Below are 24,878 nucleotides of genomic sequence, written 5' to 3'. Positions count from 1 at the left end.
AAGGAGGACAACAATGGACGGGTTTTGGCGGAAACATTGGTATAAAGCGGTGATGGCGGCCGTTTCGGTCGTGCTGCTCGGCGCCATTGCATTCGTATATTGGGGCGGGGGGCAAAAAAACGAACTGCCTGTAATGAAAGAAGCATCCGGATTCGAATTGACCGGTATAGACGGAAATGCGGTTTCGCTTGAAAATACGGAGGGAAAAGCAAGAATTCTGTATTTCTTCTTCGCTAACTGTCCGGATGTGTGCCCTACGACGACGCATATGCTGTCGAGAGTACAGGAGCGCTTGAAGGAGCGGGGAGTGTTCGGAACGGATGCGCTGTTTTTGCAGGCGACGATCGACCCCCAACGCGACACTCCGGAATCGCTTAAGAAATATGCGGATGCTTACGGTGCCGACTTGAACGGCTGGAAGTTTCTGCGGGGGACGGAACAGCAAGTGCACGAGGTTGCCCAAAGCTACGGAATAACCGTCATCGATGACAATAAGGGCAACTTCACTCACATCAACGCCGTCATTCTTATAGACCAAGATAACCAAATTCGCCGGACGTACCAGTCGGACGATTTGGACGAAGATTTAATCGCGGACGATATACTGCAATTGGTTAACGGTTAGACGGTTATTCAGCAAAAAGGTCGGGCTCGGGGTACACGATATACTCTTGCAGCCCGGCCTTTTCCAATTCCCGGACGATATGCTCGTCGGGAGTTCCTTCGACTCCCGCATATCCGGTTTTCGTATGAAGCTGTTCTGCGTCCGGGAACGTATCCCGCAGAATGCCTCTGATCCGTTTGCCTGAAGCGTCGTTGTCCGTAAAGATGAAGACCGAGCGGTTGCCGACCTTTTTGACCAGCTGCTGCAATTGCTTCGTTCCGGGCGTACCGTATGTGCAATATATCGGGACTTCCTCCGACAGCAATTTGGCCAGACGGCTGCGGTCGTTCTTGCCTTCGACGATAATTACAAAATCCATAGATGACCTCCGCGACGTTCGACTCTCTCTTTCGACTCACTCTATTGTAACAATTCCCTGGGAAATGTCGAAATGCGGATGGTCAGGTCCGGACGCTGGCTGCTCTTCCGTTCCCATTGCGAATCGGCGACGGCAGCATCGCCAAAGCGGCCATTAAGACGAGGAAAGCGATGTAATACGGAGAAATCCAATCGCGCGTTTGCCCGGCTAAAATCGGTCCGAAGAATGCGCCGAGAGAGAAGGAAATCGACAGCAGCGAAAATACGCGTCCGTATCGCCGGGCGTCGGTAACGGATGCCAACAGCGTTGCCATAGCCGGGAAGATCACCCCTTTCGACATGCCGATAAGCAGCAGAGCGACCGGCAGAGGCAGAGGCCAACCGACCGCCATGCCGAAAAAAATAAGCGCAAGCGTCAAGCTCCCGAACGCCGTACGGATATGAGCGGATATTTTGTTCAAGAAGAGCATTCCCAAAGTAATCAGAGCGCCTAATGAGACGACGGAAAACAGCATGCCGGATTGCATTATGGACATCTGGGCCGAATCGACGAGCGGAAGCTCAAAGAATAGGATACCTTGGGAACACGATAATGCGAGCGGGATGCCGTAAAACAGCCACGGTATCTTTTGCTGATCGGAGGCGGCGATTGTCGAAGCGGCCGCGGTACCGGGTTCGATTTGGCTGGAGGATGCTGCAGTCGAAAGACCGGCGAATGCCGGCGTTTTCTGTTCTTTTACTCCGACAATGGCTAGCAGTCCGGTGCCTACCAGACCGAAGCCCAGGGCTACGAACGCATTCGTAAAGCCGATTTGGCTGACCAGCAGCGCGCCTGCGGCCGGAGAAACGACCGATGCAAGCGTATGAACGAGACCGTTGCCGGACATGAGCTTGCCTTGTTGAACGCGATCCTTGGCCATCTTCGCAAGCAGCGCGAGACATGCGGGAGAGAGGAACGCCAGAACGAAACCGCTGACGGAGCGGACGGCGAGCAACTGCCACGGGTCGCTCACTCCTCCTTGGATAATGAGCAATATGCCGGCGGCAATGAGGCTTCCGACGATGAACGGTTTGCTGCCGAAACGGTCCACGCTGATGCCCGCAAGCAAGTTGCCGGGCAGGTGGGTCAGCGAGTAAATGCCCATGATAAATCCGATAAACGACGGAGCCGCGCCAAGAGAGATGGCGAACGGCGTAAGCATCGGGTATTGTGCATGCAAATCGAAAAACGCCACAAAGATAAACAAGTAGAGCCACATAACGGTTTTCATTCGGCTTCCCTCCGGTATGTCTGTTTCTGGGGCATGGCCCTTACTTAGTTTTATGGATTTGTCCATTCCGGTAGACCAGTTTTTGCGCCTCTCATAATGGTGTAAACTTTACTGAAATGTCGGACGGTCTTGATGTATAATATAGAAAGCATGCCAAAAAAGCGATAATTGTCGGAGGGACTTTTCTCATGCCGGAACAGTGGTGGTCGTTTGCGCAAGAACGTTGGTGGCTTATCATTGCAGCCGTCGTCGCTTTGTTTGTGATTATTAATGTGGTAAAGACGGTGCTGAAATGGGTTTTGGTCGCTGCCCTCGTTGCCGCGATAGCGGTTTACGGCGCGAACTATACGGACGAGTTGGCCGCCATGGGCGACCAAGTGCTGGGCGATGCGAAGGACCAGGCGTTCCAAGCGATCGTCGGGCAGGCGTTTAACGCCACTTATGAATCGAAGGAAGACGGCACGTACGCGGTTTATACGGGATCGGTGCGCGTAGAAGGAAAAGCCGGTTCCAACGAAGTGACGCTGTATTGGAACGATATGAAAATCGGCACTTTCCCGATAGACGAAACGATTGAAGCATTTATTAACCAAGCAAAAAATAACGGTTAAGGTACCGGCCATGCCGGCCGGAACATAAATATCGATTGCAGAGAAGATAATCGGGGGAGGAGGAAGTTATGAAGAGAACGCTTCACAGCGACGATCCTCAGCAAAGAGAGATCGTCAAACGGCGGCAGTTTACGTTTCGCATCAATCTTTTTTTCTTCGGCATTTTCGTTTTATTTTCCGTGTTGGTCGTGAAGCTGGCGTTTATTCAATTCGTGGAAGGCAAAGAGCTGTCCGCCATGGAATCGCAGCGGACCAAGAGATCTGTGGATATCGCTCCGATACGCGGCAACATCTACGACCGGAACTTGTATCCGATCGCTTATTCGACATCCACGCAATCTTTGTATTTCCGGATGGAGCCGGGGAAGACAAGGGAAGATCATATCGCGCTGGCCGAGAAAATCGCCGATTTGTTCGCGAAATACGGCGATCCGACGTTGAAGACAATAACGGTGTCGGACGTATTCGACGCCATGGATGTCGGCTACGATATTGAAGGCAACACGAAAGTTTTTATGAACCGGATGTACGAGCCGCGCCGGGTGAAAGCGGGATTGACCGAGAAAGAGATCGCGTATGTAATGAGCCACCCAGAGCTGTTTCCCGGCGTCGAGGTGGTCGAGGAGAGCGTCCGCCACTACGATGCCAATACGATTGCGGCGCAATTGATCGGATATTTGAAGCCGTTCACGTCGTCAAACAACCTAAAAGAAGGCCAATATTTGGATTTCTACCGCAATAAGGAGGCAACTTCGGGTTACTTGCGAACGGAAGAGGTAGGCTTCGACGGTCTCGAATTCATGTATCAGACCGAGCTTCGCGGCATTAGCGGAAAGAAGGAATACCCGGTCAACAGCCTGAACCAGATTATCGGTCCCGTCGAAGTTACGCCTCCGAAGAAGGGCAACAATTTGGTTTTGACCATCGATAAAGACGTTCAGTTGACGGCGGAGCAAGCGATTATGGATCAACTCGCGTATATGAAGAGCGACGAAGCGAAGCGGCTGAAATGGCCGGCGATGGGGGCGCAAGCGCGCGCGGGCTATGCGGTGGCGATGGAAGTGGACACTGGCAACGTGATCGCGATGGCGTCGATGCCGGATTACGATCCAAGCGTCTGGTCCGGAGGCTTATCGACGGAACTATGGAACGAAATCCAACCCTACTACCAAAACGGTACAATCAAGACGGTGTATCCGGATTACAAGGACGCTGACGAACGCAGCAAGCATCCGACGTCCATCGTTCCGCTCGGTTCCACGATGAAGCCGCTGACGGTGCTGATCGGGTTGAATGAAGGTCTGATCACGCCTACTACGAAGTATACCGATACGGGCAGGTTCTACTTTGGACGGAACGACTCGGAATCGATAGGTAACGCTCAAAAACACGCATACGGCAAAATCGATCCGGCGAATGCGATACGGGTATCGTCCAATCCGTTCATGGCGGAGATGGTAGGCGAAGCTCTGTACCTTAAGTATAAGGGACTTCCGGCGGTTGACGTATGGGACGAATATATGAAGAAGTTCGGACTCGGCACATCGACCGGAAGCGGACTGCCGAACGAAAGCTTGGGCGTTATCGAATACAAGCACGAAGCAAAAAACGGCAGTCCTCAGTCCGCGATGGTTTACGCTTCGTTCGGCCAGCAAGGCAGGTACACCACGCTGCAATTGGCTCAATATACGGCAATGCTCGCGAACCGCGGTAAGCGTCTGAAGCCCAACTTCGTCGAGCGAATTACCGATTTCGACGGAAATACGGTGAAGACAGTCGAGCCGTTCGTCTTGAACGAAGAGAAGTTCGACGAGAAGCACTGGGACGTCTTACACAAAGGCATGAAGATGGTAACGCAGAGCAGTTCGCTGAAGCAATGGTTCGGCCACTTGCCGTTCGAAGTCGCGTCCAAGACGGGAACGTCGGAGCAAGAAGTACGCGGGAAAATACGGGATAATGCCGTATTCGTCGCGTTCGCTCCCGCCGACAAACCGAAGATTGCGGTGGCGGTCGTGGTGCCCGACGGCGGATTCGGCGCTTGGGGTGCGGCGCCGATCGCGGCGAAAATCTTCGAAGCTTATTACAAGTATGTAGGCTTTGACGGCAAACCGGCGCTGTCGCCGACGGAGCAGCAAACGCAAACGGCCGACAGCGGCAATTAACGGAATATACGTTCCCGGGGAGAAGCGTTGCTTCTTCCTTTTTTTCTTATTCCGGAAATAGTCCGCAGTGAAACACTCCGCCTGGATTATCGCGTTCTTGTTTCACTGTGGCACAAGGTGGTGCATTTGTGCATCACGGTGTTTCACTATGAAACAAGCGGTCTGGATTATCGCGTTCTTGTTTCACTGTGGCACAAGGTGGTGCATTTGTGCATCACGGTGTTTCACTATGAAACAAGCGGTCTGGATTATCGCGTTCTTGTTTCACTGTGGCACAAGGTGGTGCATTTGTGCATCACGGTGTTTCACTATGAAACAAGCGGTCTGGATTATCGCGTTCTTGTTTCACTGTGGCACAAGGTGGTCATTTGTGAACCAGACGCCTGTATAAAATCGGGTACCTCCACGGTATTCGATCTTTTTTTAAAAATAAATGTTGCACTAAGGCAAAACTATTGTATATATTTAAAAAAGAGTCCCGCATACAACAATTCAGTCCACGTGCAAAAAAAACAGTTTGGTGCAACACTTAACCGGTTGCCACATAACATACAAGGAAGAGGGAGAGTACAATGCATAAACGAGAGTGGAAGTTAGTTTTTACGGTCGTAACAACAGCACTTATCATCGTGCTTACGGCGGCGTGCGGAAGCCAGAACGCCTCTACGGAGACGGGCGGGCCGTTGAAAGTGACGACGACGATCGGGATGATTACCGACATCGTCGAACAAGTAGGCGGCGAGCGCGTGAAGGTCACGGGAATTATGCCTTCCGGCGTCGATCCGCATGTGTACAAAGCTTCGCAAGGAGATATCAAGAAATTTGAAGACGCTGACGTTATTTTCTATAACGGACTTCATCTGGAAGGCAAGATGACGGAAGTATTCGAAGAGATGGCCGAGAAGAAACCGACTGTGGCCGTAGCGGAGTCGATTGATCCGTCCAAACTCATCAAGGTCATGGAAGACGGCGCGGAAGTTTACGACCCGCATGTATGGTTTGACGTGCAATTGTGGATGAAGGCGGCAGAAACGGTGCGCGACCAGCTGATCAAGATGGACGAAAAGCACGCCGACGATTATAAAGCGAACGCCGAACGTTATTTATCGGAATTAAAGGAACTCGACGATTACGCAAGGGAGCAGATCGCATCGATTCCCGAAAGCGGAAGAGTTCTCGTCACGGCTCACGATGCGTTCAACTATTTCGGCAAAGCTTACGATATTGAGGTGCGCGGCTTGCAAGGCATCAGCACCGCTTCGGAAGCGGGCAGCAAAGACGTAACCGATCTTCGCAACTATTTGGTAGAGCGTAAAATCAAAGCCGTGTTTGTCGAGTCGAGCGTATCGTCCCGCAACATTACGGCTGTGGTCGAAGGCGCGAAAGCGCTCGGCCACGATGTGGCGGAGGGAGGAACCTTATTTTCCGACGCGATGGGTGAAGACGGGACGCCAGAAGGTACTTACATCGGCATGGTGCGGCACAACGTGGATACAATCGTCAAAGCTTTGAAGTAAGCAAAGAGGCAACCGAAGGTTGTCCGCGGTAACGAATATTAGGAAGCAAAGAGGCAACCGAAGGTTGTCCGCGGTAACGAATATTAGGAAGCAAAAGGAGGAACCGGCGATGACGCAAACAAATCCGTTATCGGTAAAGGGAATGACGGTCGCATATCAAAAGAAGCCCGTGTTGGAGAATGTCTCGTTCGAAGTGCCGGAAGGCAGACTGATCGGCATTGTCGGACCGAACGGCGCCGGCAAGTCGACGCTCATCAAGTCGATTCTCGGCCTCGTCCCAAGCGCGGCGGGGGAAGTGGGCATCTACGGCAAATCTTACAAGGAACAGCGTAAAATTGTAGGATACGTCCCGCAGCGGGAATCCGTCGATTGGGATTTCCCGACCAACGCGTTGGATGTCGTAACGATGGGCACATACGGCAAGCTCGGTTGGTTTCAGCGTCCCGGCGCGAAAGAACGCGATATTGCGATGGATGCTCTTGCCAAGGTGGGCATGTCTGAATTCGCCGGCCGGCAAATCAGCCAATTGTCCGGCGGACAGCAGCAGCGTATTTTCCTCGCGCGCGCATTGGCGCAGAACGCGAAGCTGTATTTCATGGACGAACCGTTCGTAGGGGTCGATGCAGCGACGGAAAAAGCGATTATTACGCTGTTGAACGAATTAAAGAAAGAAGGCAAGACGGTGCTCGTCGTTCACCATGACCTTGCGACTGTGGATCAATATTTCGATTGGGTGCTGCTCTTGAACAAAACGGTGATCGATGTCGGGCCGACGAAAGACGTGTTCACCAAAGAATTGCTGCAGAAGACGTACGGCGGCAAGCTTACGGTTCTTGAAGGCGGACATTCCGATTCACTGCTTGTAGGATCGAGGTGATCTCCATGAACATTGCGTCTTTGCTTACGGATCCGAACATCCGTTGGATATTGCTCGGAAGTTTATTGCTCGGCTTGAGCAGCGGCGTCCTCGGAACGTTCGCCTATTTGCGGAAACAATCGCTTATGGGCGATGCGCTGGCTCATGCGGCGCTGCCGGGAGTTTGTATCGCATTTATGCTTACGAATACGAAATCGCTTTGGTTTTTCTTGATCGGTGCGGCGATAGCGGGCATCATCGCAACGTTCGGCATCGGATTCATTACGCGCAACAGCAGAATCAAGCAAGACACGGCGCTCGCCATCGTGCTCTCCGTTTTCTTCGGAATCGGAATTATGCTGCTGACGCATATTCAACAATCGGGAAGCGGAAATCAAGCGGGGTTGGACAAATTTCTGTTCGGCCAAGCGGCGGCGATGGTTTCTGCAGACGTGTATACGATGATGGGGCTTGCCGTCTTTCTTATATTGGTTTGTTCGCTGCTGTTCAAAGAATTTAAGCTGATGTCCTTCGACGCGGGTTTTGCCAAGATGATCGGCTATCCGGTCGCATTTCTCGAACAGTTTCTCATGTTTCTAATCGTAATCGCCGTAGTGATCGGCATTCAAGCGGTCGGAGTCGTCCTGATGGCTTCGATGCTCATCACTCCCGCGGTGGCCGCCCGGTATTGGACCGACCGGCTCGGACTGATGGCGGCGCTGGCAGGCATCTTCGGAGCCGTAAGCGGAAGTGCCGGAACGCTTCTAAGCACTACGGCAAACAATTTGCCGACAGGGCCGCTGGCAGTGTTGGCGGCGACGGCCATCTTCGTTGTCTCTCTAATGTTTGCTCCGCGCCGCGGAATACTTGCGAAGCTGATTGTCCGCCTGCAAGTTCGGCGAACCGTAAGGAAAGAAAGCGGCGCTCGAGTGAGCGCCGTGAAAGAAGGAGCTTCCTTATGACAACGAATGAATTGATCATCGTGACGACGGGTGTGATGGTTGCCGCCGCTTGCAGTATTGTGGGGAGTTTTCTCGTATTGAGGAAAATGGCGATGGTCGGGGACGCGATCTCTCATGCCGTGCTGCCCGGCATCGTTATTGCATTCTTGTTGAGCGGGACAAGAGATTCGTTATGGATGCTGTTATCCGCTTCCGTATTGGGACTGATTACAGTGTTCTTAATTCAAATGTTTCATCAAAGCGGGGTGCAATCGGACGCATCGATCGGCGTTGTGTTTACGGCGCTGTTTTCCATTGGGGTCGTATTGGTCAGTCTTTACAGCCGTCAGGTCGATTTGGACCTCGACTGCGTATTGTACGGAGAGATCAGCTATGCGGCTTGGACGAAACTGCACCTGTTCGGGACGGATATGGGACCGAAATCGCTCTGGGCGCTCGGCATCGCGCTTGTGCTCATGCTCGGCGTTATCGGGTTGTTTTACAAACAGTTTAAAATTTGCGCGTTCGACCCGGCAATGGCGGCGGCTGTCGGCATTCCGGTCGCTCTGTTCCATTACGCGCTTATGGGTCTCGTCAGTGTCACGACGGTTGCATCGTTCGAAAGTGTCGGCGCGATTCTCGTTCTCGGCATGCTCGTTATTCCGCCGGCGAGCGCCTATTTGATGACGGAGCGGTTGTCCCGGATGATCGTTTACAGCGTAGGCTACGGTGTGGGCAGCGCATTGCTCGGTTATTACGTATCCTCGCTTTTGAACGCGTCCATTACCGGATCGATGGTCGCCGTGGCCGGAGCGCTTTTCGTGCTTACACTGATTTTCTCTCCGACTCACGGCATCGCGTGGAAACGCCGCCGGATCGGTCATTCAGTCAAAGCGAAGACCGCTGGAGATCATTAAATCTCACAATAAAATGCCCGGAATCGGTATGCCGATATCCGGGCATTGCCGGCTTTAGAGATCGGAAAGCATGAGCTTCGAAGTAGTTTTTATTGCGTCGTTGCGACGTTTTTCAGTTGAATCGGTATTTTTACAACAAAGGTGGTCCCGTGTTCGGGAGCGCTTTTCACGTTGACCGCGCCTTTGTAATGATCCACCCGTTCTTTGACGATGGATAATCCGAGACCGGAATGTCCGGTTCTCTGTTTCGTCGAATATCCGGGGACAAACAGCAAACTCATTTCTTCATCTGTTAAATTGCGGCTCGGGTTTCGGACCGACATATTGAAAGAATCCGCGTCGACCCAGCCCTTCACTTCCACCCAGCGGTCAGCCGCCGGACGCCCCGCCACTTCATCGAGGGCGTTATCGATTAAATTGCCGGCAATCTTAACGTAATCGATGGAAGCGATTCCTTGCTTCAACTGCTCCATTCCTTCAAACGAGTAACGAAAATCGATTTTCCGGTTCAAAGCGCTCACCATCTTGGATTGAACGAGCGCCGCCAACGCAGGATGGCCGATTTGCAGCAGTTCATTAATTTCGGTTATTTCGCCTACGAGCTCTTTCGTGTATCGTTCGAGCTCTTCGTATTTGCCGCGCTGCAGCAAAGACTGGATCACTTGAACGTGGTTTAAGAAATCGTGCCGCTGGCCGCGTATGGCGGTAAACATGTTGTTAATGTCGTCGATATACGCGTCTTGGGTGGAAAGTATCGCCGCTTCCTTCGTCATCGCCATGGCGCGCACGGTAATAAGAAAGATGCCTAACCCGACGATCATTGTAAGCGTCATCCCGATCAGAGCGGCAAGCTGCTCGTCTTCGGCGGCGAATATGTAGACGAAGAAAGAGAGCGTTATATTAAATACAAACAACAAAAGCAGCCAATTGAGATATTTATTTCCTTTGCGTTTCATGAAGTCAAAAATAATTTTGCCGGGATGTATGCTTTTACGGTCCATCACATACCCCAGACCGGCGGCGGTAACGGGTAAAATGTTTGCCGCCCAGATTATTGAACGCGGATCCGAGAGCACTTGTTCATATGGAACCCATCCCGTGGCAGATAGGATATAAAGAAGGCCGATTTCGTTGAACATCGACAATAGGATGACGAATAAACCCATATATACGCGCTCAATAAGACGTAGACTACGCAGAACGAGGATCATTACCGTTACGTACACAATTAAAGAGAGTACCGGACGCGACATGACCGGGATGAAATACATAGCCCCGACCGTAATGGCCGATTGCACGAAGGAGAAGAGAAACAGCTTCCTCGCCGTATTAGAAATCCGATAGCCCCAAAACATCAATCCTAAATATGAGAAGAAAAAGCTTTGCGGCAGCGAACCAATTGCAAATGTGGTCAAAATAATTGGCAATTGCTGGTTCATCAGATCACCTTCAGAAATTTCATACTGTCGTTTCTTGTCGAATTCACTCGATATTTCTAATGTACCTTTTTTACAAGCGGTTGAAAAGTATTTTTTGGAATGCCCAGCCAATTAGTATACAATGGGAGGTATCGTTAAGCGCGGAAGGAGAGCGGAATTTGTGGCTCACTATAAGTTAGTGGCTTTGGATATGGACGGAACTTTGTTGAACGAAGAGAAGAACATCTCAGATGAAAATGCTCGTTGGATCCAAGAGGCGGGAAGGGCGGGAATAGCCGTCTGCTTCTCCACCGGCAGAGGCTTTCTAAGCGCTCTTCCTTACGCCGAGCAGCTGAAGCTGGACACTCCGATGGTTACGGTGAACGGCAGCGAAATATGGGCGAGACCTCATATGCTGCATAACAGAACATTGATGGATTGGGAACATATCAAACGGTTGCGGGAGCTTGCGGTTCAATACGATACCTGGTACTGGGCTTATTCCGTAGAAGGAATTTATAACAAAGACATGTGGGTGGAGGACGAACGGGATAAAGAGTGGTTGAAATTCGGATTTTATACGGATAATGACGAGGCCCGTTCCGCCGTTTTGGATCGCATCGGCGCGCTGGGAGCATTCGAGGTGACCAATTCCCATCCGCACAATATCGAATTGAATCCGCAAGGCATCAGCAAGGCGTCAGGTCTTGCTCAAGTATGCGAATTGTTAGGCATCGATATGTCGAGTGTGGTCGCCGTCGGCGACAGCTTGAACGATATCGCCATGATTCGATCCGCCGGACTCGGGATTGCGATGGGCAATGCGCAGGATGAAGTGAAACGGATGGCGGACGCCGTCGTATTATCCAATGACGAAGACGGCGTCGCTCAAGCGATTCGCGAATATGTACTGAAGGCGTGACGCGGCGGGAGGGAATTGCGGGATGGATATTTTAGGATGGGTGCTTGTCGCGGTGTTGTTCGTCATCGGCATGGCCGGGGCGGTTTATCCGATTTTGCCTGGCGCGCTGGCAATTTACGGCGCATTCTTTGTGTACGGGTTGTTTTTCGGTTGGAAGGAATTCGGGCCTTGGTTTTGGATCATACAGACGTTCATCGTCGTCGTGATATTTGCGGCCGATTATGCCGTAAGCGCGCTAGGAGTCAAGAAATTCGGGGGTTCCAGAGCATCCGTGATCGGCAGTACGATCGGCGTTATCGTCGGCCCTTTCGCGATTCCCGCATTCGGTCTAATAATCGGTCCGTTCGTGGGCGCGGTCCTCGGCGAATTAATTACGGGCCAGCCGCTCGGCGTATCGCTGAAGGTCGGGATCGGTTCGCTGGTCGGATTGTTCTCAAGCATGGTCGCCAAATTTATTCTCCAGTTAGGCATGATTATTGTATTTGTAATTTGGATCATTTAATCTAACAATGAATAGACGGAAAACAATTTTGGGAGTGAACCGCGAATGACGGTGCGTGTAACGGTATGGAATGAAAATTTGCACGAAAAGAAAAATCCGAAAGTGGCGGAAATATATCCGAATGGCATTCACGGTGCGATAGCCGACGGTTTGCAAGGCGAGGGCGTTTCGGTACGGACGGCGACGCTCGAACAACCGGAGCACGGTTTGACGGAAGCGGTATTGAACGATACGGACGTTCTCATATGGTGGGGTCACATCGGCCATGGAGACGTGAACGACGAGATCGTAAACCGGGTACATAAGCGGGTACTGGAAGGCATGGGGCTCATCGTGCTGCATTCGGGACATTTCTCGAAAATATTCAAGAAGCTCATGGGAACGACTTGCGACCTGAAGTGGCGTGAAGCGGACGACAAAGAACGACTGTGGGTTGTCGATCCGTCGCACCCGATCGCCGAAGGGTTGGGCGAATATTTCGAGCTGCCGGCGGAAGAGATGTACGGCGAGCACTTCGATATTCCGGCGCCGGAAGAGCTGGTGTTCGTGTCCTGGTTCGAAGGCGGAGAAGTGTTCCGCAGCGGATGCACGTTCCGCCGCGGTCAGGGCAAGATCTTCTACTTCCGTCCGGGACATGAAACATACCCGACGTACTTTAACCAAGACGTCAGGAAAGTGATCGGCAATGCGGTTCGCTGGGCGGCTCCGGTTCACGGCAAGAAGCCCGTATATGGAAACGCGAAACCGCTCGAGACGATTTCGGAGAAGCGCTAGGGAGTTTGCGATAACGGTCCGCGGATGCCGGGCCGTTATTGTTTTGAAGGGATGATTAGAAGCTTGAAGGACTCATTGATCAAAGGAACGTTAATATTGGCGGCGGCCGCGCTCGTGGCCCGCGCGCTTGGCGTCGTGCAGCGCATCCCGCTGCAGCGGCTGTTGGATGACGCGGGTATGGCCACGTACGGAATTGCTTACAACGTTTATTTCTGGCTGCTCATATTGGCGACTGCGGGGTTCCCCAGCGCCGTCGCGAAACTCGTATCCGAGAAATACGCGGTCGGCCGGCCCGAAGAAGGGGAAGCGATTCGCAGGGCTGCGGCCCGCTTTGCGTTCGCGGCAGGGTTGATCGCAACCGTGGCCGTGTTCGTGTTTGCGCCGTGGTACGCGGAGATAAGCAACGATCCGAGCGCAACCGCGGCGATCCGGGCGCTTGCGCCGGCGCTGCTTCTATTCCCATGGATCGCGGTGGAGCGGGGGTACTTCCACGGCAGAAGGATGATGGCCGCCAACGGGCTGTCCCAAATATGGGAGCAAATTTTTCGCGTCATTACCGCCGTTGCGCTCGCGTACGTGCTGCTGCAGCTCGGCTACGGCATCGATTGGGCGGCTGCGGGCGCGTCGTTCGGCGGCGTCCTCGGCGCGGTTGCGGCGGCTTCGGTGATGGTGTATTGGGGTTGGAAACTGCGGCGGATGGAACGCAGCGGCGTTGCGCCGGCGCCGAAGGACGAGGCCGAAGCCGTCGCCGATTCGGCGGTACTGAGCGCGCCTCCGGCGTCTGCAGACACGTCTTCGTTGAAGAGCATTTACCGTGCGATATTGAAGCTGTCTCTGCCGGTGTCGCTGACCGCGCTTGCGGTGCCGACCGTGTATCTTATCGATTCGACCGTGACGATCGGGCTGCTTCGCGGGCAGTTCGGTCCGGAATTGGCGAAAGATTTGCTCGGCATGCTTACCGCGAGAGCGCAGTCGCTCGCCGGCATTCCCGTCATCTTCGCCATCGCGCTAAGCCAATCGATATTGCCGATTATTTCTTCGGCTTTCGTGCAAGGCGACCGCAACCAAGTAACGAAGCAGACGTCCCTCGCGCTTCGCCTGACGCTGCTGTCCGGAGTGCCGTCGATCGCGGTGCTCTGCGCCGCGGCGTTTCCGCTGAATATCCTCGTCTTCGGCGACACGTTCGGCACTTGGATCATCGTCTTTCTCGTCGCGAGCTCCGTGTTTCAAGTGCTGATGATGACATCGGGCTCGATATTGCTCGGGATCGGACAACCTGCCGCTCCTTTGCGCAATATCGGAGTCGGGATCGCGTGCAAGTTCGGATTATCGGTAGCGCTGGCTCCGTTCATCGGAATATGGGGCATCGTCGGCGGCACGGCCGTTTGCTTCGCCGTAACGATGACGCTCAACTTGTCGTCGCTGCGCCGCGAAGTGCCGTACGAGCTGCTCGGCCGCCGGGCGCTGCCGTTCGCGGTGACGGCAGGCGTGCAGATTGCCGCGGGCTCCGCGATCGCGTGGATATTTTACGCGTATGTAAACCCGTTCGGCGTTCCTGTGTTGAACGCGCTGCTTCAGGCTGCGGTCATCTCCGCAGCGACCGCGGCCGTTTATCCCGTCCTGCTGCTGCGGACGGGTGCGCTCACCGACGCCGATCTCGCGGCGATGCCGGGCGCGGTTCGCAAGCTGTGGAACCGCGCGGAACCGGTCATGCGCAAGATGCGCATGATTTAAGGCAGCACGGCCTTCGCCAGTACGGCGAGTTCGATTTTGTTCAAGCCGAAGCAGTATTCGGCGCTCATCTCGAACGGGAACGGCGGACGCACGTCCGTAAAATATTTCGCCGCGCTCTTAACGTCGCGGAACCAATCGTACCGCTCCGGCTCCCGGAGCGGTACGTCTTTCCACGCGTCCGCGAGACGCGGGCTGTAGAAGCGGGCGGCGCCTGGCTTCAGCTTCGTACCGTCCAGCCGCTCTTCATAGGCTGCGGACGGAGGTTCCTCGCGCACCGCCGCAAACAGCTCCGGCCAATAGTCGGCGCGGCTCCCGCTGTGGCGTGTCTGCGCCGCAAAGCGCGCGGCCCCTTCGGCCGCCTCCGGTATGCCGAAAAGAATGCCGTACAGCGACTTTCCGAACTCGATTCGCTCACGCAGGTCTCCGAAGTTTTCCAATACAAGCCCGGCGATGCGCTGCCGTCCGGCGGCGGAAGCGCTGACGCCGCCGTAAGGGAAAAATACGTGGTTCAACTGGAACGCCGATTGCGCCTGAAACGGAAGCGAGCCGAGCACGTGCTCCGCGATGAAAGGGTCGCGCACGATGCGGCCTTCGATATAATTTTGTTCGTTTACAATCAATGCGACAGTCAGAACGGCGGATTGCCGCATCTCCCAAAACCGTTCCCACACCGGGCGCATAAACGACGAAACCCCGAATTCGGGCAGCATATGAAACAGAGGGCGTTCCAGACGCAAGCTCTCTTCATAAAGCAGAAGCTGCGGGTATGCGTCGCCGAAAATAAATGCGTTCGATTGCTCCAGCATGCCGAATAACAGCTCTCTTTCTCCCTGCGAAAGCAACCGGGGCAGCAGCTCCCCCTGGAGGTCCGTCATGTTCCAACCGCCGTTACGGGATACCATATGAGCGAGGAACGCCCAATGCAGCTCGGGATGCCTCGAGTAAATGTCCAAGTACGCTGCGGTTCTCGTCACATTGTTCCGGTTCGATTTGCGCGTCTTTTCCCGGATCTGCTCCGCAATCCGGCTGTCCCCCGTCGATACGGCTTGCGCCGGCGGCGCGGCCGAAAGCAGCCGTTTCCATTCGGCGGAAAGGCGCTTCACTTCCTGTTTGCCCACTTCCAACGTTATAAAATGTTCCTGCGATCCCCACGTTCCGGCCGTGTCCGCCCACATGCCCGTCAAAGCGGTCAGTGCGTTGAGCGGCACCCGAAGCAGCCGCTCCCACCAAGTCTTAACTCCCCGAACATCTTTTCCGTCCGCCACTCCCGCCTCGCCTCCGCGCTTCCCTTCTTCTTCCTACCAGTGTATCCGTCAATCGCCCGCCGCATGAACTTTTCACATGTCATTTTGATGGAAAAAGAAGTATAATCATGGGTGGGAGATGATAAGGGAGGAACTGATTATGGGGATGAGTAAGAAATTTTTGCTGGCTGCAATGCTGATTGTATCGCTCGTGACAATGATCGGCTGTGAGGCGGTCGGCGGTGTCGATGTCAACAAGGCGCTGCTGTCCGGGCTCGACAACGTTTCCTCGGAAGGGACGTTCGATTTCGAATGGGAGATTGAGGCCGACCCGGCGAAGAAGACGGATCCGGAAACGGAGCGTATGCTTCAAGCGTTGGGAAGCGGGAAGCTAACGATGCACGAAGTGAAGACCGAGGATGCAAGCCATGCATCCGCGAAAGGCACGCTAAGCATACCGAGAGGCAACGTACCGTTTGAAGTTTACTTGAACGAAGACCGTTACATAGTTAACGTGGAAGGCGCGAAAGCGCCCTATATGTTCGATATAAGCGATTTGAGCGGAGTTTCCGGGGCGGCGTTTGGGGAACTGGAGGACGCCGGCGCTCTTGCGGAAATTATGCGTCCCGCGAGTGAACAAAACCGGGAGCTGATGAAAGCCGTCGCTTCGTTCTTGCTCGCAAATATGCCGAATCCCCAGCGAATCGGCGCATCGCAAGTTACGGAAGAGCTCGGCGGCAAGACAGCGGCGCTTACGAAGGTAAGCTTGGAAGCGGGCGCAGACGAGATGGCCGAGCTTACAGTGAAGCTGCTCCGCAACATAGTAAAGGACGAAAAAGGACTGAAGGACTTGCTTGGAACGGTTTACGACATTATGAAACCGGTCCTCGAAGAGTTGAACGAGAAGGAAGGCGGCACCGATCCGACGCTTGCCATGGCGCTTCGCAACAAGACGTTGGCCGTCGAGTTCGTTTACGAAATGATGAAGCCGGTGCTTCATGAGCTTTCCGCCGAGCTTGATGCAAATTCGGCATCCGCCGTCAAGGATATCGGCTTGTCGTTCGGAAGCGGCACATCGGTAAAGCTGGATCTTCTATTTGACGGCATGACGCCGGCAGGTATGGACTTAAATGTCGTTCTGACGCCGCCGTCGGATGACAACGACGGAATTTCATCCGTCCGTTTCGCCGCTTCTTCGAGGCAGTGGAACGTCGGGTCCGACGTGAAAGCGGAAGCGTACAACGGGGAAGTCTATGAAGTGAAGTCAAGCGTCAAGCCCCGCAACCGGTTGGACAATGTGGAGAAAGGCTCGCTTCTTTACGAACTGTTGAAGAAGGATCTGAAAGTAAATTCGCATACGTTCGTCATGAGCTTGGGCGAAGAGTCGGGCGTGACCGACGGCTTCTCTCCGTATGTGAAAGGCAAAGGAACGACGATGGTGCCGGTACGTTATGTCAGTGAGGAATTGGACACGAACGTGGAGTGGAACGGGAAGGCATCCACCGTCACGATTCGCGACGCGGCCGAGAACGTGACGATCGTATTGAAGATCGGAAGCAAGGCGGCGACGGTCAACGGGATGCAGTACATTCTGCCCGAAGCGCCGGAGCGAAAATTCGGCACGACGTTCGTTCCGATCGCATTCATTACGAAAGCGTTAGGCGGCACCGCCGAATGGAACGGTTCGGGGATTGTTACAATTACGAAGGAGTTTTGATCCGACATGAAGAAAATCGAAAGCATTGCCGAGTTCCGAGAAGCGATTCAATCCGAGAAGCCTGCCGTTGCGTTGTTTAAGGCGGATTGGTGCAAAGATTGCGTCTATATCGAGCCGTTCATGCCCGACGTGGCCCAAGCGTACGGCGACCGCATCCGGTTTCTCGTCGTTGACCGCGACGCTTTCCCGGAATTGGGAGAGGAGTACAATGTGTTGGGCATCCCGAGCTTTATTGCATTCGCGAAGGGCAACGAAACGATCCGTTTCGTGAGCAAATTGCGGAAGACGCGCGAGGAAATCGAGCAGTTTCTTGACCGGGTCGTGCAGGTGTCGGGCGAATTGGCGAAATAAACGAAAGCCAGGGTAATACGAGTAATAGGTTAATTTTTTATGTGGAAGGGAGTTTTTTTTCAATCTGTGAAGCCTTGGTAAACAAGGCTTCTTTTTTTGCTGCGACGAGATTTACTGCGAAAGGCGCAATTGGCTGATCTTTGTGGCGCTTGTCATCTTCGATGTATTGGAGGTAACCTATAACAGAACCAATTGATGGAAAATGTTCACGATGTCACAAGAACGGTCAGGAGCGATAAAGATGGATAGCATGAACAAGGCACTAAAGCTGTTGATCCTTGTAGGAAGCCCTCGCCGCAACGGCAACTCGGCCACACTTGCCGAAGCTGTCGGGCGCGGGGCGGAGGAAGCCGGTACGGATGTTACGATTAGCTTTATTGACGACTATATTTCAACCTTTCTCCGCGATTGCCGGACCTGCCGTTTATCCGACGGTGAATGCGCCATTACGGATAATTTTCGGACATTATTTTTCGATGACTTTCTTGCCGCGGATGGTGTCGTGTTTTGTTCACCGGTCTATTGGTACGGTCTGTCCGCTCAAACTAAATCGTTCTTCGACCGGACATTCTGCTACTACGCCGCTTCCTATCCCGATTCGGCCCAAGTAATTGAGCAGATGTCCCGCAAGCGTATCGGCTTGGTGCTGGCCTCAGAGGAAACCTATCCGGGCGCTTCACTCGGCATTATACACCAAATACAGGAATATTCCCGCTACACCCATTCCGAGTTTATAGGCGTTGTCAGGGGCATCGGTAACAGCAGGGGGGAAGTGGCTGGAGATCCTGATTCTCCCGTCTTATCCGCCGAACGGCTTGGCCGGGAAATATTCGGGCGGAAGTACTCCGATTTTCGTCTGGATACGGAGAGAAGCGGGAAAGTATGGCCAGCCAAGCTTTCGAGGGATGAACGAAAATCTTAGCGGAATATCGTGTACTACATCTCATCGCCAGAGGGTACGATACATAGCTTAATGGAATTTTTTGTACTTAAACTGCATCGTTCAGGCGATATTCATGAGTTTCGGCTGCTTTTAAGTACATAACATTCCGCTAAGTCATGCTGACCGCCAAATATGATGAGATTTTAGTACATCAATTTCCGTTACAATTTCTTCCTCATGTGTGGCGTGCAAAGCCGAAGTGGTGATTACTGACATAAGGATTTGCCGGAAGAGGAGCTTTTCAAGGCGGAGTGCCTGCTCCGTAACATGTAATGTACTTAACTCCGGACGGTAAATCAACGTTTTTTCCGAAAAAGCTCCTGAGTTATGGTGATAGTACGTGAGTGCGGTACGTTAGTGAGAGTTTGAGTGTGTGAGTGAGTGTGTGTGTGCAGGTAGTGTTTGTGTGAGTGAGTATGTATGCGCAGGTAGTGTTTAATGTGTTGGTAGGTAGTGTAGGTGTGTAGTGTTGTGGGTGGGTATAGTGCGTGAGTGGAGGGAGCGTTTGGGGTAGTGTGTGAGGTAGTGTGTGAGGTAGTGTGTATGGGTGTGGAAAGAGTGCTTGAGGGAGTCAGTGAATCAGTGAATCAGTGAATCAGTGAATCAGTGAATCAGTGAGTCAGTGAGTCAGTGAGTCAGTGAGTCAGTGAGTGAGTGCGCGCGTGGGTGTTTGAGTAAGTAAAAGATGTAAATTTCAACAGGTGTTCGAGAGTGTAAGTGCTTGAGCGGGCGAGACCGGTATATGTTGCGGGAAAGTGCCTGTTCCATGAATTTTGTTTGAACAATGCGGATTGTATGCTTTCTAAAATGGCTTTGTGCCTCCGTAATCGTTTATAATGTCCATTGAGTCAGGCATTTAAACTTTTGAGCATTCTATGGACAGAACGGGAGTTTTTCAATATGAAATCTATGGTCAAAGGCTTGGCGGTCGCAACCTGCATCGGCATGTTTCTCGTATTGCTTATGGGAGCAACGGTGACGCAGACCGAGTCGGGCAGGGGCTGCGGCGACGATTGGCCGCTTTGCAACGGCAAATTCGTCCCGGCGTACACAATCGAATCGATGATCGAATACAGCCATCGAATCATAAGCGGTATTGTCGGCCTGCTGGTGCTTGCTTCGACGATCGCGGTATTTCTTCGGGTAAAGCGAGTCGACGCCAAAGTATATGCGTCCGGCGCATTGTTTTTCACCGTGCTGCAAGCGCTTCTAGGAGCGGCGCAAGTGAAAAATCCGCAGTCTTCTGCGATTTTGGCTCTGCATTTCGGCTTTTCGCTCATTGCGTTCACGTGCACGCTAATGCTCGTTACGGCCGTTCGAGACGCCTATAGAGGGGATCGTCCTCACCGTGAGGGCAGTGCCGCCCGTCCCGTACCCGCCCTGTTCCGAAACGCCGTATGGATTACGGCCGCATACGCCTATGTAGTCGTCTATACGGGCGCTTATGTGAGCCATACCGATTCGGGAGGCGGCTGTTTAGGGTTTCCGCTGTGCAACGGACAGCTCATCCCCGCGTTGGAAGGCGCCACCGCGGTTGCTTACGCGCACCGGACGGCTGCATATGCATTGTTTTTCATCGTGCTTGTGCTGGCATTGTATGCCCGGAACCGGTTATCTTCGCACCTTACCATATTTAACGGGGCCCGATGGACGCTTGTCCTGGTGACGGGGCAAATATTGAGCGGCGCTTTGCTGATCGCTTTGATGGGTTCGGATTGGTATGTGTTTGCTACGTTGTTGCACACGGTATTGATTGCTCTGCTGTTCGCGGTTCTCATCTACTTGAGCGTTGCGGTGTGGCAGGCGGGACGGAGGCGGGTTTAACGGATGCATCAAAACTTAAGGCAGTTTCTGCAAGCGCTTCGGAAAGAGAAAGACCTCGTTGAAATATCCGCGCCGGTAGATCCCAATCTTGAACTGGCTGAAATTCACCGCAGAGTGATCGCGGAGGAGGGACCGGCGCTGCTGTTCACGAACGTCGCAGGCAGTCCGTTTCCGGTCGTCACCAATTTATTCGGGACAAGCAGGCGGGTGGAGTTGGCTTTCGGGCCGCGTCCCGAACAATTGGTGAAACGGGCGGTCGGCGCGATCGACGCGCTGATGCCGCCTACGCCGCAAGCGTTATGGCGGGAGAGAGGACTGCTTCTCGATCTTTGGAAAGTCGGAACGAAGACGGTGTCCGGCGGCGCAGCCCCGGTCTTGGCGTCGAAGCTGGAGCAATCGCCGTTATCCGGTCTGCCTGTCATTACTTCCTGGCAGGAAGACGGAGGTCCTTTCGTTACGCTTCCGCTAGTTTATACGGAGCATCCGGACGGACACGGCCATAATCTCGGAATGTACAGAATGCATGTTTACGACGGATCAACGACGGGGATGCACTGGCAAATTCACAAGGGCGGAGGCTTCCATTATCACGAGGCGGAGAAGCGGGGCCAGGCGCTCCCTGTGACCGTGTTTCTCGGCGGCCCTCCGGCCATGATCGCATCGGCCATAGCTCCGGTGCCCGAACACGTTCCGGAGCTGCTGCTTGCCTCCTTGATTTTGGGCGACAAATTGCCGCTCGCCGATAATCCGAACGGCGGCCACCGCCTCATTGCGGAAGCGGAGTTTGCGATCGAAGGCGTCGTGCCTCCGTTCGAACGGCGTCCGGAGGGCCCGTTCGGGGATCATTACGGGTATTATTCGCTCATTCACGATTTCCCTGTATTCAACGTCAAGAGGGTATGGCACCGCAATTCGCCCATATATCCCGCAACCGTCGTGGGGAAACCGCGGCAGGAGGATTACTATCTCGGCGAATTTTTACAGCGGCTGCTGTCGCCGTTATTTCCGGTCGCCATGCCTGGAGTAAAGGATTTGTGGACGTACGCGGAGACCGGATTTCATCCGCTTGCCGCCGCCGTGGTGCGCGAAAGTTATTCGCGCGAGGCGCTCGGCAGCGCCTTCCGCATCCTTGGGGAAGGACAGCTGACGCTTACCAAGATGCTGCTCGTTACCGATCAGCCGGTACGTCTCGAATCGTTCCCGGAGCTGCTCACCTGCATGCTTGAACGATTCGATCCGCGGACCGATCTGTATATATTCAACAAGACGTCGCACGATACGCTCGATTATACGGGCGACCGGCTGAATCACGGCAGCAAGGCGGTTATGCTCGGCGTCGGGAAGCCGATCCGCGAACTGCCGCGCGCATATGCGGGCGGCCCGCTGCCGGGCGCCAAAGCGGCCGCCGTTTATTCGCCGGGCTGTCTCGCGGTACAGGCGGCGCCGTTCTCGGAGGAGCCTGATTTCGCGGCGCGTCTGCTCGCGTCGGCGCGCGGCACTCTCGAGCAATGGCCGTTAGTCGTCGTGGTGGACGATATCGATGCCGTCCGCGATCAAACCGCATTTCTGTGGACGGTGTTCACGCGGTTTAATCCTGCTGCGGACATATATGCCGACACCGATGTCGACAGACATCACCTGCACTACAAATTGCCCCTCGTCATCGATGCCCGCATGAAGCCGGGATATCCGGACGAGCTGTTCCCAAGAGACGACATTGTGGCGAAGGTCGATGCGCGATGGGCGGAATATTTCCCCGGGGGATGGCGGAATTAACCCGCATATGGGGGAGCGAAGCGGAATCCGGTTGCGTTTAACGGGTTTCATTTTGCCGGAATCGCGCCGTTTCTTTGGGTGTATACTCTACCGGGCGAAGAAGCTTTCATGGCGGTTCGTGCAAAGCGATCGGGTCAAATCACCGCAACCAAGCTGAGGAGATGGTCTCTTGCTGCGATTTTTGTTCGGCGAGTCGAAGAGGCGGGATGCCGGCCGCCGTTCCGGACAATGTTACGACGAGGTTATTCTGTTGATGGAGCGGTACGGTGACCGCCTGACGGCAAAGCCGCCGCGATCCGACGAACGGCGCATCCGCCTTGCGATGTGGGTCAGAAGTCTGCTTTCAACGTTGTATGAATTGGAGCAGAGCGTATACTGTTCCGAAAAGTTTGCCGCTCGAGTCAAGCAGCAGTTTCCCGATCGGATGAGTGCGGATGAATATGACGATTACCGCAGACATTTGTTTTTTTTCTCAAACAGCTTTGTTCGCGTATTTTCAGCGCTTGATAAGCTCGGTTGCTTCCTCAACGACCAATACTCATTGCAGACGGAACAAGTGAAAGAAAGGTTTTCTTATTTTACGGTCGTTCGCCGCATGCGGGAAATGAATTCACATACCGAATTGCAAAGAGAATTGTTCAGCATCAAGGAAAAATACCAGCGTTCCATGCACGACCTCCGGTTAATGCGCAACCATGAAATTCACGGGATGAACGCGCAACTGTTGGATGAAGCGGGACACATCCGCTACGGTCCTTCCGGAAACCGCGAGCGGATCGAGGATTTGACGGAGAACGGCCGAAAGCTTAGGGACGGATTCCAAATGGTGTGCCAATCGCTGCATGCCGCATTCACATATTGCAATCGGCATTGATGATGCAGGGCGCAGCGCTTGGTTTGGGGAGGGGAACGAGAGTGGAGCGGAAGCGGGAGCTGCTTGGAAGGACGGCTTTGATTACAGGCAGTGCGAAAGGTCTTGGGAAAATGACGGCGCTCACCTTAGCCGAAATGGGCTGCAATATTGCGGTCAATTACGTGAGGAGCGAAAGCGAAGCGTATGAGCTGGCGGAGAGGATCCGAGGAATGGGAGTCAAAGCCGCCGCCGTTCGAGCGGACGTGTCTTCCGGCGACGACATCCGCGCAATGGTGCAGACGGTGCGCGCGGAAATCGGAGACATCGATATATTGATTAATAACGCGGGGCCTTTTGTCCGCGAACGCCGATTATTCGCCGAATACGATGAGTCGGAGATCGAAAATCTCGTTGAAGGCAACTTTGTCGGCGTTCTAAGATTGGACCGGCTGGTTATTCCAGGCATGCGGAGGCGTGGATGGGGACGGATCGTTCACTTCGGATTCGGCCGCTCGGCGGAAGCGAGAGGATGGCCTCACCGCGCGGTTTACGCCGCCGCCAAAGTAGGTCTTGTTTCGTTCACGAAGACGCTTGCCGTCGAGGAAGCACCGAACGGAATTACAGTTAATATGGTTTGCCCCGGCGATATTCGCGGACACTATAAGGAGAGGAAAATATCCGAAGCGGAGGGGCTTACCGACCACGAATCGCCGCGCGGGCGGCCGGGGACAGGCGAAGACGTTGCCCGCGTCGTTGCGTTCCTCTGTCTCGGAGCGTCCGATTATGTGACCGGAAACATCATCGATATTTCCGGCGGATTCGACCCGATCCGAAACAACATTACCGGGCAAGGCAAAGAAAAAACCTGACGAAGACAGCCTCCGCCAGGCGCGTTGCCAACAATCGGGTAAAATTAAAATACCTGCATGACTTCTTGAACGCCTTCGATTTCTTCCATCAACGCGCGTTCGATACCGGCTTTAAGCGTGATCGTCGAGCTCGGGCAGCTGCCGCAAGCGCCAACCAGCTTCAGCTTAACGATGCCGTCTTCCACGTCGACCAGTTCTACGTCCCCGCCGTCGCGTTGCAGGAAAGGACGCAATTTATCCAACACCTCGAGAACTTCATCGTACATCTTGTTATCGGTGTTCGTCGTCATTTTGCATCAGCTCCTTTCCTCTACTATTATAGTACAAATACGTCGAAAGTTAAACGCCATCAGCCAAGATTCTATACCGAAAGAGCAGCCGAAGATTGTGGCGCGAATTGATGCTTAGTACGAGCAAAAGGGGGCAACGCTGTGAAACCGATCATTGAGTTTTGTACGAACAACATGCATCACGGCACGGACCGGGTGATGAAGCGATTGGAAGAGGATCCCGAGTTCGACGTCATCGAATACGGGTGCCTCGGAAATTGCGGCCAATGCTACATGGAGCCGTATGCGCTGGTGAATGGGGAGATCGTTGCATCGGAGACAGCCGACGAGCTTTACGACGCTATACTTGCGAAAATAAAAGAAGGGGAGACCGATCCGTTCGCCGATCTTCCGCTTGACTGATT

General features: G+C 53.7%; 24 protein-coding genes. 19 read left to right on the top strand and 5 right to left on the bottom strand.

All coding sequences use genetic code 11. The features are described from left to right. The first annotated feature begins 13 nt into the window (after window positions 1–13). Window positions 14–625 carry an SCO family protein gene (locus JET16_RS22240; RefSeq protein WP_199620571.1) on the top strand — a complete coding sequence of 204 codons (612 nt, stop codon included), beginning with the start codon at window positions 14–16 and terminating at the stop codon, window positions 623–625. 4 nt (window positions 626–629) lie between these two features. On the opposite strand, the gene JET16_RS22235 is transcribed toward JET16_RS22240, so the two are convergent. Beyond that, window positions 630–983 carry a toprim domain-containing protein gene (locus tag JET16_RS22235; RefSeq protein WP_199620569.1) on the bottom strand — a complete coding sequence of 118 codons (354 nt, stop codon included), beginning with the start codon at window positions 981–983 and terminating at the stop codon, window positions 630–632. An 82-nt stretch (window positions 984–1,065) separates the two neighbouring features. After that, entirely contained in the window at window positions 1,066–2,253 is a 1,188-nt protein-coding gene (locus JET16_RS22230) for an MFS transporter (protein ID WP_199620568.1), read from the bottom strand. Between the two features lie 188 nt (window positions 2,254–2,441). Between JET16_RS22230 and JET16_RS22225 the strand changes: the two genes are divergently transcribed. The 6 genes from JET16_RS22225 (at window position 2,442) to JET16_RS22200 (ending at window position 9,257) form a co-directional block, all read left to right on the top strand. Beyond that, complete coding sequence (locus JET16_RS22225; RefSeq protein WP_199620567.1) at window positions 2,442–2,864, top strand: hypothetical protein; 423 nt, start codon at window positions 2,442–2,444, stop codon at window positions 2,862–2,864. A 68-nt stretch (window positions 2,865–2,932) separates the two neighbouring features. Next, window positions 2,933–5,026: a peptidoglycan D,D-transpeptidase FtsI family protein gene (locus tag JET16_RS22220; protein ID WP_199620566.1), complete on the top strand. Its 2,094-nt coding sequence runs from the start codon at window positions 2,933–2,935 to the stop codon at window positions 5,024–5,026. Window positions 5,027–5,598: 572 nt separating this feature from the next. Beyond that, window positions 5,599–6,543: a metal ABC transporter solute-binding protein, Zn/Mn family gene (locus JET16_RS22215; RefSeq protein WP_199620565.1), complete on the top strand. Its 945-nt coding sequence runs from the start codon at window positions 5,599–5,601 to the stop codon at window positions 6,541–6,543. Window positions 6,544–6,652: 109 nt separating this feature from the next. Continuing rightward, window positions 6,653–7,420 carry a metal ABC transporter ATP-binding protein gene (locus tag JET16_RS22210; protein WP_199620564.1) on the top strand — a complete coding sequence of 256 codons (768 nt, stop codon included), beginning with the start codon at window positions 6,653–6,655 and terminating at the stop codon, window positions 7,418–7,420. A gap of 5 nt (window positions 7,421–7,425) precedes the next feature. Next, on the top strand, window positions 7,426–8,361 hold the full coding sequence (locus JET16_RS22205; protein WP_199620563.1) for a metal ABC transporter permease: 936 nt from the start codon (window positions 7,426–7,428) through the stop codon (window positions 8,359–8,361). Further along, window positions 8,358–9,257, top strand: a complete 900-nt coding sequence (locus JET16_RS22200) for a metal ABC transporter permease (protein WP_199620562.1) — start codon at window positions 8,358–8,360, stop codon at window positions 9,255–9,257. Before JET16_RS22205 ends, JET16_RS22200 begins: the two co-directional genes overlap by 4 nt. A gap of 89 nt (window positions 9,258–9,346) precedes the next feature. On the opposite strand, the gene JET16_RS22195 is transcribed toward JET16_RS22200, so the two are convergent. Beyond that, the gene (locus JET16_RS22195; protein ID WP_199620560.1) at window positions 9,347–10,696 is read right to left on the bottom strand and encodes a sensor histidine kinase; all 1,350 of its coding nucleotides are present in this window, start codon (window positions 10,694–10,696) and stop codon (window positions 9,347–9,349) included. 160 nt (window positions 10,697–10,856) lie between these two features. Here JET16_RS22195 and JET16_RS22190 point away from each other — a divergent pair, with 160 nt between their 5' ends. The 4 genes from JET16_RS22190 (at window position 10,857) to JET16_RS22175 (ending at window position 14,607) form a co-directional block, all read left to right on the top strand. Continuing rightward, window positions 10,857–11,597 carry a Cof-type HAD-IIB family hydrolase gene (locus JET16_RS22190; RefSeq protein WP_199620558.1) on the top strand — a complete coding sequence of 247 codons (741 nt, stop codon included), beginning with the start codon at window positions 10,857–10,859 and terminating at the stop codon, window positions 11,595–11,597. A 22-nt stretch (window positions 11,598–11,619) separates the two neighbouring features. After that, entirely contained in the window at window positions 11,620–12,099 is a 480-nt protein-coding gene (locus JET16_RS22185) for a DUF456 domain-containing protein (protein ID WP_199620555.1), read from the top strand. A gap of 45 nt (window positions 12,100–12,144) precedes the next feature. Next, the gene (locus tag JET16_RS22180) at window positions 12,145–12,873 is read left to right on the top strand and encodes a ThuA domain-containing protein (RefSeq protein WP_199620552.1); all 729 of its coding nucleotides are present in this window, start codon (window positions 12,145–12,147) and stop codon (window positions 12,871–12,873) included. Window positions 12,874–12,936: 63 nt separating this feature from the next. After that, window positions 12,937–14,607 carry a putative polysaccharide biosynthesis protein gene (locus JET16_RS22175; protein ID WP_233532055.1) on the top strand — a complete coding sequence of 557 codons (1,671 nt, stop codon included), beginning with the start codon at window positions 12,937–12,939 and terminating at the stop codon, window positions 14,605–14,607. Here JET16_RS22175 and JET16_RS22170 read toward each other — a convergent pair. Further along, window positions 14,604–15,872 (bottom strand): DUF2515 family protein, encoded by a 1,269-nt coding sequence (locus JET16_RS22170; RefSeq protein WP_325176757.1) that lies wholly within the window; start codon window positions 15,870–15,872, stop codon window positions 14,604–14,606. The two genes, JET16_RS22175 and JET16_RS22170, sit on opposite strands and share 4 nt — an antisense overlap. Window positions 15,873–16,011: 139 nt before the next feature. Here JET16_RS22170 and JET16_RS22165 point away from each other — a divergent pair, with 139 nt between their 5' ends. The 7 genes from JET16_RS22165 to JET16_RS22135 all read left to right on the top strand — a co-directional run bounded on the left by JET16_RS22165 (window position 16,012) and on the right by JET16_RS22135 (window position 24,184). Next, window positions 16,012–17,568, top strand: a complete 1,557-nt coding sequence (locus JET16_RS22165) for a stalk domain-containing protein (protein WP_199620547.1) — start codon at window positions 16,012–16,014, stop codon at window positions 17,566–17,568. 6 nt (window positions 17,569–17,574) lie between these two features. Further along, the gene (locus JET16_RS22160; protein WP_199620545.1) at window positions 17,575–17,919 is read left to right on the top strand and encodes a thioredoxin family protein; all 345 of its coding nucleotides are present in this window, start codon (window positions 17,575–17,577) and stop codon (window positions 17,917–17,919) included. A gap of 241 nt (window positions 17,920–18,160) precedes the next feature. Then, window positions 18,161–18,841 (top strand): flavodoxin family protein, encoded by a 681-nt coding sequence (locus JET16_RS22155; RefSeq protein ID WP_233532054.1) that lies wholly within the window; start codon window positions 18,161–18,163, stop codon window positions 18,839–18,841. Window positions 18,842–19,762: 921 nt separating this feature from the next. Continuing rightward, entirely contained in the window at window positions 19,763–20,686 is a 924-nt protein-coding gene (locus JET16_RS22150; RefSeq protein ID WP_199620542.1) for a COX15/CtaA family protein, read from the top strand. A 3-nt stretch (window positions 20,687–20,689) separates the two neighbouring features. Further along, entirely contained in the window at window positions 20,690–22,462 is a 1,773-nt protein-coding gene (locus JET16_RS22145) for a UbiD family decarboxylase (RefSeq protein WP_199620539.1), read from the top strand. A 169-nt stretch (window positions 22,463–22,631) separates the two neighbouring features. After that, the gene (locus JET16_RS22140) at window positions 22,632–23,336 is read left to right on the top strand and encodes a Cthe_2314 family HEPN domain-containing protein (RefSeq protein ID WP_199620524.1); all 705 of its coding nucleotides are present in this window, start codon (window positions 22,632–22,634) and stop codon (window positions 23,334–23,336) included. Window positions 23,337–23,377: 41 nt separating this feature from the next. Continuing rightward, on the top strand, window positions 23,378–24,184 hold the full coding sequence (locus tag JET16_RS22135; RefSeq protein WP_407673174.1) for an SDR family oxidoreductase: 807 nt from the start codon (window positions 23,378–23,380) through the stop codon (window positions 24,182–24,184). A gap of 44 nt (window positions 24,185–24,228) precedes the next feature. On the opposite strand, the gene JET16_RS22130 is transcribed toward JET16_RS22135, so the two are convergent. Next, entirely contained in the window at window positions 24,229–24,474 is a 246-nt protein-coding gene (locus JET16_RS22130; protein ID WP_199620522.1) for a NifU family protein, read from the bottom strand. Window positions 24,475–24,615: 141 nt separating this feature from the next. Between JET16_RS22130 and JET16_RS22125 the strand changes: the two genes are divergently transcribed. Continuing rightward, window positions 24,616–24,876, top strand: a complete 261-nt coding sequence (locus JET16_RS22125) for a YuzB family protein (RefSeq protein ID WP_199620520.1) — start codon at window positions 24,616–24,618, stop codon at window positions 24,874–24,876. Window positions 24,877–24,878 lie beyond the last annotated feature (2 nt).

It is taken from the genome of Paenibacillus alkalitolerans (assembly GCF_016482785.1).
Classification (GTDB): domain Bacteria; phylum Bacillota; class Bacilli; order Paenibacillales; family YIM-B00363; genus Paenibacillus_AE; species Paenibacillus_AE alkalitolerans.
Note: the sequence above shows the minus strand (reverse complement) of the source record. Positions and strands in the feature narration are given on the sequence as shown.